The sequence below is a fragment of the Pseudomonas lini genome (assembly GCF_001042905.1).
GTDB lineage: Bacteria > Pseudomonadota > Gammaproteobacteria > Pseudomonadales > Pseudomonadaceae > Aquipseudomonas > Aquipseudomonas lini.
The window spans coordinates 984,585-993,897 of sequence record NZ_JYLB01000001.1 but is presented as its reverse complement, the minus strand read 5'-3'; the positions used below and the strand labels follow the sequence as shown (position 1 = coordinate 993,897).

Genomic DNA, 9,313 nt, shown 5'->3' with positions numbered 1-9,313 from the left:
GCCCTAATGCCAGTCAGTTAAGGTGCGAAACCTGTGGGAGCGGGCTTGCTCGCGAAAGCGGTGGGTCAGGCAACATCAATGTTTACTGTGCCGCCGTCTTCGCGAGCAAGCCCGCTCCCACATGGATTGCGCTTAACTGACTGGCATTGGGGCTTGCCCGCGATGACGGTGGCACAGTCAACATTGATTCTGCCTGATACACCGCTATCGCGGGCAAGCCCGCTCCCACAGGGATTTGGTGTTGGTTCCGATAAGGAAGATCAGCGCTCGAGCAGTAACGCGACGGCTTGCAATGCCTGAAGCCGACGTTCAGTCCAATCGCCCTGAAGCACTTGAACAGGCTGTTGATGCTGCTCCAGCCATGCCTGAGTGGCGTTGAAAAAAGCCCGACGCTCATCCAGCTCGGGCTGACAACGCTGACCGTCATCGGTCCAGTCGACCTGCTCGGGCGACAGCAGCAAGTGCAAGTCATAGTGCCGAGCCAGCAGCGCCTGTTCGAGCCAGGCCGGGCAATCGCCAAACAGGGTTTGGCTCCAGAGCATGTTGCTCAGCAAGTGAGTGTCGAGAATCAGCAATGGTGGCCCAAGGGCGCGGGCGTCGTCCTCCCATTGCAGCTGACCGCGAGCGATTTCGGGGATATCGGCCGGGCAGGTGTCTCGCGCCTCCTGCTCAATGAACCAGCGCACGTATTCGCCCACCAGCGCGCCGCCGAATTGCTGTTGCAGTTCGGCGGCCAGCCAGCTCTTGCCGCTGGATTCAGGCCCTGTGAGTACCAGTACTTTCATGTGCGCAACGCCGGGTCGGCGCGCCATGTCCGCCAGCCGTGCACCGCCAGCAGTGCGAATAAACCGTAGAGGCCGGCGGTGAGGTACATCGCTTTATAGACGAAGAGGCCAACAAAAATGATGTCCAGCGCGATCCACAGCGGCCAGCATTGCAGACGTTTTTGCGCCATCCATAACTGCGCCACCAGGCTGAAGCCGGTCAGCGCCGCATCCAGCCAGGGCTGGGCGGCATCGGTCCAGTGGGCCATCGCGGCGCCCAGCAGCAAACTGCCGACTGCGCCGACGGCCAGCCCGAGCGCAACGGATTTGCCATCGAGCAGGGTGACATGCCGCTTGCCATGAGTCGCGCTCCCCTGAGTCCATTGCCACCAGCCGTAGATCTGCAAACCGGCGTAGACCACTTGCAGCAGCATGTCCGAATACAGCTTCACCTCGAAAAAGACCCAGCTATACAGCAGCACCATGACCAGGCCGATCGGCCAGCACCAAGGGTTCTGTCTGACCGTCAACCAGACGGCAATCACGCCGAGGGCGGCAGCAAACAGTTCAAGCCCGGACATGGAGGTTCCTTGGTGTCGTAAAAATGAGGGGGGTGAATTGTACCCGGATTGTGGGGAATGGGCTTGTTGTGGGGAAAGAGGGTTGCCAATGTCAGTCGGGTCAAACGCAATCCCTGTGGGAGCGGGCTTGCTCGCGAAGGCGGCGGCACAGTCAATATTGATGTCGCCTGACACACCGCTTTCGCGGGCAAGCCTCGCTCCCACAGGGGACAGCGGGGATGCTGGGACGGAGTTACACCCGAAACTGCTTCAGCAACCCGTTCAGCTGTTCGCTCAATTCCTTGAGATGAACGCTGGCCACGCTCGACTGTTCGGCCGCCAGTGCCGTGCTGTGGGACAACCCGGCTGCCTGGGTGACGTTCTGATTGATGTCTTCCACCACATGGGCCTGTTGCAAGGTCGCGCTGGCAATCGAGGCGTTCAACCCGTTGAGGTTGCGCAAGGCCTGGCCGATGGCATTCAGGCTGGCGCCCGCCAGGCCGGCCTGCTCGATGGTCAGTTGCGACGCACGGCTGCTGTCACCAATCACCTTGACCGCCGCTTCGGAATGGCTTTGCAGGCGTTCGATCATTGACTGGATTTCTGCAGTGGACTTCTGAGTGCGCTGGGCCAGCAAGCGCACTTCATCGGCAACCACCGCAAAGCCGCGACCTTGCTCGCCGGCCCGAGCGGCTTCGATGGCGGCGTTGAGGGCCAGCAAGTTGGTTTGCTCGGCGATGGAGCGGATCACTTCCAGAACGCTGCCGATTTGCGTGCTTTCGTCGGCCAGCGTACGAATCACTTCCACGGCTTGATCGATGGTCGAAGACAGCTTGTCGATCTGCTGCAGGCTGCCGTCGATATTGACTTGGCCCTGTTGCGCCTGAGACTCGGCATTGCGCATTTCGCTGGCCGCGTGCTCGGCGTTTTTGGCCACGTCCTGCACGCCGTAGGTCACTTCGTTGATCGCGGTTGCCACCAGTTCCATTTGTTGGGATTGCTGTTGGCTGCGTTGCTGGGCTTGCGCGGCATCGTTGCCCAGTTCGCTGGAAGACTGGCCCAGCGCGCCAGCGGACACTTGCAGCTGACTGATCACCAGGCGCAGTTTTGCGGTGAAGGCGTTGAAGTGCCGGGCCAGTTGCGTGACTTCGTCCTGGCCGTGGGTATCGAGGCTGCGGGTCAGGTCGCTTTCACCGCTGGCGATGTTGGCCATGGCGTTCACGGTTTCCTGGAGCGGGCGCACGATGCTGCGGGCAATCATGATCACCAGCAGTGCCATGATCAGGGCAATCACCAAGCCTACGAAAGAGGCTTTCCAGACCTGCGCATAAAACTCGGCCTGCATGTCATCGATGTACACGCCCGAACCGATCACCCAACCCCAAGGCTCGAACAGTTTCACGTAGGAGGTTTTTTCCACCGGCGCGCTGGCGCCCGGTTTTGGCCAGCGGTAATCGACCATGCCGGCACCCTTGGCCTTGGCGATGGCGACCATCTCGTTGAACAGCGCGAAACCGTCGGGGTCGCGGATCGTCGAGAGATTCTGGCCATCAAGTTTCGGATTGGTCGGGTGCATGATCATGACCGGCGTCAGATCGTTGATCCAGAAATAGTCATTCTGGTCGTAGCGCAAACCGCGCACGGCGTTCAGTGCCTGTTTTTGCGCGGCGTCGCGGGTGAGGGTGCCGGCGGTTTCCAGACCGTGATAGTAGGTGAGGATGCCACTGGCGGTCTGCACCACGTGCTGGGTCTTTTGGGCCTTGGCCTGATAGAGATCGTCGTGAATCTGCTTGAGCATCAACACGCCCAAGGTCAATAGCATCACCACGGCCACGATCAAGATGAGCCACAAGCGTCGGCTGATCGACACACTGCGCAAGCTGTTCATAACGCTGTTACTCCGGATTCTTGTTCTTGTAATAATCGATCGCCAGCATCCAACCACACTTTGCCGATCGGGCCTATCCGACTCAGGTCCTATTACGCGGCAGCGTAAATGAGGCGTGTCTGATAGGATTTCGGCCCCGCGCGTAAAAACCTGAGTTTCCGTTTGTTTTTCACGGATTTTTTACGGTTTTGTGGGGATCTTTGTGCGCGCGGGATGTCAGCTACGCTGATCGCAGTGAACGCTCAAAAAATATTAACGGAGCATGCCTGGGGGTATTGCTTCTTGGGGGATTGATGGATCTTTGGACGGCCTTTCAGGCATTGATTTTAGGCGTTGTAGAAGGGCTGACGGAGTTCTTGCCCATTTCCAGTACCGGGCACCAGATCATTGTGGCGGACTTGCTCAATTTCGGCGGCGAGCGGGCCATGGCCTTCAACATCATCATTCAGCTCGGGGCGATCCTGGCGGTGGTCTGGGAGTTTCGCCGCAAGATCTTCGACGTGGTCATCGGTTTGCCGACACAGCCCAGTGCCCGACGCTTTACCGCGAACCTGTTGATTGCCTTCCTGCCGGCCGTGGTATTGGGGGTGATTTTCGCCGACTTGATTCATGAGTACCTGTTCAACCCGATTACCGTGGCCACCGCATTGGTCGTGGGCGGGATCGTCATGTTGTGGGCTGAACGTCGCCAGCATGAAGTGCATGCTGAAAGCGTTGATGACATCACCTGGAAAGACGCGTTGAAAGTCGGCTTCGCCCAGTGCCTGGCGATGATTCCGGGGACCTCGCGCTCCGGTTCGACGATCATTGGCGGCTTGCTGTTCGGGTTGTCGCGCAAGACGGCCACCGAGTTCTCGTTCTTCCTCGCCATGCCAACCATGGTCGGCGCGGCGGTGTACTCGGGCTACAAATACCGCAATCTGTTTGTGCCGGCTGATTTTCCAGTGTTCGCCATTGGCTTCATCACCGCCTTCATCTTTGCGATGATCGCCGTTCGGGCCTTGCTGATATTCATCGCCAGCCACAGCTACGCGACATTCGCCTGGTATCGCATTGCGTTCGGTCTGGTGATCCTGGCCACTTGGCAATTCGGCTGGGTCGACTGGACAGCGGTCAAGCCATGAACGATTCCAGTGCGCGCAACAATACCCCCGGACGCAAGTCCGGGGGCGCCATTCAGAACCTGCGGCTGAAACTGCTGGTATTCGTTGCGCTGTGCGCAGTGCCGTTGTTTGGCTCGGTGTCGCTATGGCTGCACGGGGTGTCGATGATTCCCCTGGCGGCCTACGGCATCGTCAGCGTGCTGGCGTTTTTCCTGTACTGGAGCGACAAGCACAAGGCCCGCGCCGACAGTTGGCGCACGCCGGAGAACGTCTTGCACGCGGTGGAGCTGGCGGGCGGTTGGCCGGGTGCCTTGCTGGCCCAGCAAGCGTTTCGACACAAGACCCGCAAAGTCTCGTTTCAGTTGGTGTTCTGGCTCATCGTGCTGATGCATCAGGTGTTCTGGATCGATCAGCTGTTTCTTGGCGCTAACCTGTTTGCGTTGTTTTAACGCACTTTAAAGCAGCAAGCCGACCTGCGTGCGCTTGGGCAATTTGCTCACCACCAGTTGGTGGGAACGTTGCAGCAAACCTTGCAGCTCTTCGGTGCCCAGCGGGTAGGGCGTGTCCATAATGACCCACTGGGCCCGGGCCAGATACGGCGCCGGGTGAATGCCCGGCCGGTCGCAATGGCCCAGGAACAGATCTTTGTCGACCTTGAAAGCCAGGGACTGTCCCCGCAGGTTCTGCAAGGCGAACATCTTGTTCCCGGCAATCGAAAACACCCGCACGCCACCCCACTTGTAATCCTCCCGCGCACCGGGCAACGCCAGGCAGTATTGCGCGACGTCCTCTTCGCTCATTCGTCCCGCTTTCATAACAGTCTGTCCCCGCACGCATTGAATGATTCGATCAAATGGTCGATCCAGGCACGCACGGCTGGCATCACCCCGCGTCGATGAGGGTAGACGGCTTGCAGCCAGCCGCCCGGCAATGACCAGTCGGGCAATAATTGCACCAGCGAGCCGTTCTCCAACTCCTGCTCGCAATACATCATCGGCAACATGGTAAAGCCTTGGCCGCTGAGGGTGCAGGCTTTGCGCACGATGAAATCTTCGCAGCCCAATCGCGCTTCGAGATTCAGCTCGTAGCTTTTGTCCAGTTGATCAAGCAGGCGGATGTGCACCATGCGGTCGGCTTCCAGGGCGCCGAGCACGGGCAGGTTTTTAAGGTCTTCAGGATGATTGATTTCACGGCCGAGCAGAAATCCAGGGCTGGCAACCAACAGCATTTGGGCCTGACGCAGGCGGCGGGTGACTAGCAATGGATCTTCATCACCCAGATCCCGCACTCTCAAGGCGACGTCGATGCCCTCGTTCACCAGATCAACCCGACGGTTGAGTAGCATGACGTCCAGTTGAACCTGAGGGAATTTCTCCAGGAACTTACTGATCACCCCAGGCAGCATTTGGTGAGCCAATCCCACGGGACAGGACACTCGCAAGCGTCCCCGGGGCTCGCTGGACATGCTGGCCACCGCTTCGTCGGCCATCTCGGCTTCCAGCAGCATCGCCTGACAATGGCGCAAGTAACGCTCGCCCACGGCGGTCAGGTTGAGTTGGCGGGTGGTGCGTTGCAGCAGGCGCGCGCCCAGGCGTTCTTCCAGCTCGGCGATGCGTCGAGACAACCGCGACTTGGGAATCCCCAGCAAACGCCCGGCCGCTGCGAAACCACCAGCTTCGACCACCTTGGCGAAGTAGTAGAGGTCGTTGAGATCTTGCATGGTTTAAGCTCGACTGTTCTATCAGTGGGACAAACTATCGCATTGTTGCCGACTAATCATCTATTGGTTTCGTCGGTAGGATTGTCTCCATCAGATCGCCGGTGGCGGTCCTCACCTTGGAGATCCCACATGAAATTACTGCATATCGATTCGAGCATTCTGGGTGACAACTCGGCTTCCCGTCAGCTGAGCGGCGAAGTCGTCAAAACCTGGCAAGCCGCCGAGCCTGGCGTTGTGGTGACTTACCGCGACCTGGCCGCCGATGCCATCAGCCATTTCTCCGCCACCACCCTGGTCGCCGCCGGCACCGCCGCTGAACTGCGCAACGCCGCGCAACAGCACGAAGCCGATCTGAGCGCGCAGGCCCTGGCCGAATTCCTCGCCGCCGATGCGGTCGTGATTGCCGCGCCGATGTACAACTTCACCATCCCGACCCAACTCAAGGCCTGGATCGACCGCATCGCCGTGGCCGGCCAGACTTTCCGCTACACCGAAGCCGGCCCTGAAGGCCTGTGCGGCGGCAAGAAAGTCGTGATCGTTTCGACTGCCGGCGGTCTGCATGCCGGTCAAGCGACCGGTGTTGCGCACGAAGATTATCTGAAAGTGCTGTTTGGTTTCCTCGGCATCACCGACATCGAGTTCGTCCGCGCCCATGGCCTGGCCTACGGTGATGAAGTGCGCACTAAAGCCATGAGCGACGCTCAGGCGCACATCAGCGAGCAATTGTTCGCGGCCGCGTAAGGCTTGCGTAAAGTCGTAAACAGCTCGGGCAATACCCCTGAAACTCTGTATTCTGGTCATCGTGATGGCCAGGTACGGAGTTTTTTGTATCTGGCGGTTATCCGTTTCTGGCCCAGGTTATGCAGTCGAGGGCTAATATCTGCCGTCAGGTAACAGGGTGGGGGCATCCCATGGTGCGTCTTTGTGCAACGCTACTGATTTGCCTGCTCGGCAGTCTGGGTTTGGTGCACGCCGCGTCTGCGCCACATCCTCACTGGAGCGTCGGTTTCCATGAGATGACCTTCCTTGATCCGCTGGACTTGCAGCCGATGCGCGCCATCGCGTTTTACCCGTCCAGTGAAAAGGAACACTCCAGCACGCTCGAGGGCTACACGGTCGAAGCGGGTGAAGACACCAAAGTCGCCATCGGACGTTTCCCGATGCTGATGCTGTCCCACGGCAACACCGGAACCCCGCTGGCCCTGCACGACCTCGCCACCTCATTGGCACGCAAGGGCTTTGTGGTAGTGGCGGTGATCCATCCCGGCGACAACTCCAAAGACCACAGCCGCCTCGGCACCTTGAGCAACCTTTATGGGCGGCCGATCCAGATTTCCGAAGCCATTACCGCAACCTTGGGCGACCGGATGCTCGCGCCTTTCGTCAATGCCCAGCAGGTCGGGGTGATTGGCTATTCGGCGGGCGGTGAGACTGCGCTGATTCTGTCCGGCGCCACCCCGGATCTGGATCGCCTGCGCCGTTATTGCCAGGAGCGCCCGGATGATCACGATGCCTGCAACACGCAAGGCGAACTGATCGTCGATCGTGATGACTTGCAGCCAGTGGCGGACCCGCGCGTGCATGCCTTGCTGCTGATGGCGCCGTTGAGCCTGAAGTTCGGCCGCCATACCCTGGCCGACGTGCATGTGCCGGTGCTGCTGTACAGCGGCGATGGCGACAAACTGGTGGCGTTCGACAAAAATGCAGCAGCGCTTGCGCGCAAACTGCCGACCGCACCGGACTTCAAATTGCTGGCCGGGGCAGGGCACTTCGTATTCATGGCACCGTGCAACGAAGAACAGATCGCCACCATGCCGGCACTGTGTACCGATGCCGACGGCGTCGACCGCAAGGACATTCACCGCAACATGATTTCCGAAGCCGGACGGTTCTTCTCCCATGCCTTGGGCAAACCCACCCGCGCCGGCATGCAAACCGCGGATCAATAAATTCAATGCGGTCCATGTAGGAGCTGCCGAAGGCTGCGATCTTTTGATCTTGTTCTTAAAAGCAACGTCAAAAGATCGCAGCCTTCGGCAGCTCCTACAGATCGGGTGGATATCAGGTCATCGCCCGGCGTTTCAGTAATAAGGTCAAACCGAGCCCGATTATCGACAACAACGCCGCACTACAGAAAATCCACGAATACCCCAGGTTCAACGCCACTGCGCCCATCAGCGGTCCGGCAATCGCCAGCGCCAGATCGAAAAACACCGCATAAGCACTCAAACCCGCTCCGCGACTGGAATTGGGCACTTGCTTGATCGCTTCCACTCCCAGCGCCGGATACACCAGCGACAGGCCGAACCCGGTCAGCCCTGCGCCGATCAAGGCGTAACCCGTCGAGGGCGCCAGCCACAGCAGGATCAGCCCGACGGTTTCAATGGTCATGCAGGCGATAGCCGAGGTGAAGCCACCGAAACGGCTGATGCTGGAGATGAACAACAGTCGCGCCAGAATGAAGCAGACCCCGAATACCGTCAGGCAATAAGCTGCGCCGGTCCAGCCAAGGCTGACGTAATACAGGGTAATAAATGTGGTGAGCGTGCCGTAACCGATGGACGCCAGGCTCAGGCTCGCGCCGAAGGGAGCAATGCGGCCGAACACCGCCCAGAACGGCAGACGTTCACCGCGAATCACCGGCACTGAAGGTTTATTGCGGATCAACAGCAGGGCCAGCAGGGCCAGCAACGACAGCGCGATCCCGAGGCTGGCGAACCCCAGTTCAGCGACCATCACCACGCCCAGCGGCGCGCCGATGGCGATGGCGCCGTATGAGGCGATGCCGTTCCAGGAAATCGAACGCGCCGTGTGCTCGGCACCGACCTGGCCCATGCACCAACTGATCGTGCCGACCCCGATCAACCCTTGAGCGATGCCCAGCAACAACCGGCCGGCGATTAGGATGATCAGGCTCAACAACGGTACACCTTGCAGCAGGGTCGACAGCAATGTCAGCACGCCGCTCAAGGCAATCCCCGACAAGCCGTAAACAATCGCCCGTTTAGTACCGATGCTGTCCGACAGACGCCCGGCCATGGGCCGGCTGAGCAGGGTGGCCAGGTATTGCGAACCAATAGTCAACCCCGCCACGATAGCGCTGAACCCCAATTGTTCATGCACATACCCGGGCAACACGGCAATCGGCAGGCCGATGCAGAGGAAGGCAATAAAGGTATAGAAAACGATGGAGACGATCTGCAGGGTGATCGCCATGGAGCTTTGCGGGGGCAGCTGCTGCACAGGCATGAGAGCTCTTTCGCGGGCGGCGGTAGGAG

10 protein-coding genes and 1 pseudogene are annotated in these 9,313 nt (G+C 59.6%); 4 read left to right on the top strand and 7 right to left on the bottom strand.

Features of this window, described 5'->3' with window-relative positions; translation table 11 throughout:
- Positions 1-260: 260 nt before the first annotated feature.
- From TU81_RS04325 to TU81_RS31080, 4 genes and pseudogenes are all read right to left on the bottom strand, one after another.
- Positions 261-785, bottom strand: coding sequence for an AAA family ATPase (locus TU81_RS04325; RefSeq protein ID WP_048393554.1), 525 nt, complete (start codon positions 783-785; stop codon positions 261-263).
- On the bottom strand, positions 782-1,345 hold the full coding sequence (pnuC, locus tag TU81_RS04320; RefSeq protein WP_048393552.1) for a nicotinamide riboside transporter PnuC: 564 nt from the start codon (positions 1,343-1,345) through the stop codon (positions 782-784). Before pnuC ends, TU81_RS04325 begins: the two co-directional genes overlap by 4 nt.
- Positions 1,346-1,577: 232 nt before the next feature.
- Positions 1,578-2,312: a methyl-accepting chemotaxis protein gene (locus TU81_RS31085; RefSeq protein ID WP_370694699.1), complete on the bottom strand. Its 735-nt coding sequence runs from the start codon at positions 2,310-2,312 to the stop codon at positions 1,578-1,580.
- A gap of 123 nt (positions 2,313-2,435) precedes the next feature.
- Positions 2,436-3,122 (bottom strand): annotated as a pseudogene (locus tag TU81_RS31080) (cache domain-containing protein); the annotation flags it as partial.
- A gap of 383 nt (positions 3,123-3,505) precedes the next feature.
- Here TU81_RS31080 and TU81_RS04310 point away from each other — a divergent pair.
- Together TU81_RS04310 and TU81_RS04305 are read left to right on the top strand one after the other, a co-directional pair.
- Complete coding sequence (locus TU81_RS04310) at positions 3,506-4,336, top strand: undecaprenyl-diphosphate phosphatase (protein WP_048393548.1); 831 nt, start codon at positions 3,506-3,508, stop codon at positions 4,334-4,336.
- Positions 4,333-4,764 (top strand): DUF1294 domain-containing protein, encoded by a 432-nt coding sequence (locus tag TU81_RS04305; RefSeq protein WP_038983433.1) that lies wholly within the window; start codon positions 4,333-4,335, stop codon positions 4,762-4,764. Before TU81_RS04310 ends, TU81_RS04305 begins: the two co-directional genes overlap by 4 nt.
- A 6-nt stretch (positions 4,765-4,770) precedes the next feature.
- Here TU81_RS04305 and TU81_RS04300 read toward each other — a convergent pair whose 3' ends face one another.
- Both TU81_RS04300 and TU81_RS04295 read right to left on the bottom strand, forming a co-directional pair.
- Entirely contained in the window at positions 4,771-5,130 is a 360-nt protein-coding gene (locus tag TU81_RS04300; RefSeq protein ID WP_038983432.1) for an MmcQ/YjbR family DNA-binding protein, read from the bottom strand.
- On the bottom strand, positions 5,127-6,035 hold the full coding sequence (locus TU81_RS04295; RefSeq protein ID WP_038983430.1) for a LysR substrate-binding domain-containing protein: 909 nt from the start codon (positions 6,033-6,035) through the stop codon (positions 5,127-5,129). The genes TU81_RS04300 and TU81_RS04295 overlap by 4 nt, the downstream gene beginning before the upstream one ends.
- Positions 6,036-6,164: 129 nt before the next feature.
- Between TU81_RS04295 and TU81_RS04290 the strand changes: the two genes are divergently transcribed.
- Together TU81_RS04290 and TU81_RS04285 are read left to right on the top strand one after the other, a co-directional pair.
- A complete protein-coding gene (locus TU81_RS04290; protein ID WP_038983429.1) occupies positions 6,165-6,776 on the top strand; it encodes an FMN-dependent NADH-azoreductase in 612 nt (203 codons plus the stop codon).
- Positions 6,777-6,946: 170 nt separating this feature from the next.
- Complete coding sequence (locus TU81_RS04285) at positions 6,947-7,984, top strand: alpha/beta hydrolase family protein (RefSeq protein WP_038983428.1); 1,038 nt, start codon at positions 6,947-6,949, stop codon at positions 7,982-7,984.
- A 112-nt stretch (positions 7,985-8,096) separates the two neighbouring features.
- On the opposite strand, the gene TU81_RS04280 is transcribed toward TU81_RS04285, so the two are convergent.
- A complete protein-coding gene (locus TU81_RS04280; RefSeq protein WP_048393546.1) occupies positions 8,097-9,284 on the bottom strand; it encodes an MFS transporter in 1,188 nt (395 codons plus the stop codon).
- Between the last annotated feature and the right edge of the window lie 29 nt (positions 9,285-9,313).

Excerpts from the sequence above, each read along its gene's own strand:
- TU81_RS04295 (WP_038983430.1), bottom strand. The coding sequence starts at position 6,035 with ATGCAAGATCTCAACGACCTCTACTACTTCGCCAAGGTGGTCGAAGCT.
- TU81_RS04285 (WP_038983428.1), top strand. The coding sequence starts at position 6,947 with ATGGTGCGTCTTTGTGCAACGCTACTGATTTGCCTGCTCGGCAGTCTG.
- TU81_RS04280 (WP_048393546.1), bottom strand. The coding sequence starts at position 9,284 with ATGCCTGTGCAGCAGCTGCCCCCGCAAAGCTCCATGGCGATCACCCTG.
- TU81_RS04325 (WP_048393554.1), bottom strand. The coding sequence starts at position 785 with ATGAAAGTACTGGTACTCACAGGGCCTGAATCCAGCGGCAAGAGCTGG.
- pnuC (WP_048393552.1), bottom strand. The coding sequence starts at position 1,345 with ATGTCCGGGCTTGAACTGTTTGCTGCCGCCCTCGGCGTGATTGCCGTC.
- TU81_RS04305 (WP_038983433.1), top strand. The coding sequence starts at position 4,333 with ATGAACGATTCCAGTGCGCGCAACAATACCCCCGGACGCAAGTCCGGG.
- TU81_RS31085 (WP_370694699.1), bottom strand. The coding sequence starts at position 2,312 with ATGGAACTGGTGGCAACCGCGATCAACGAAGTGACCTACGGCGTGCAG.
- TU81_RS04300 (WP_038983432.1), bottom strand. The coding sequence starts at position 5,130 with ATGAAAGCGGGACGAATGAGCGAAGAGGACGTCGCGCAATACTGCCTG.
- TU81_RS04290 (WP_038983429.1), top strand. The coding sequence starts at position 6,165 with ATGAAATTACTGCATATCGATTCGAGCATTCTGGGTGACAACTCGGCT.
- TU81_RS04310 (WP_048393548.1), top strand. The coding sequence starts at position 3,506 with ATGGATCTTTGGACGGCCTTTCAGGCATTGATTTTAGGCGTTGTAGAA.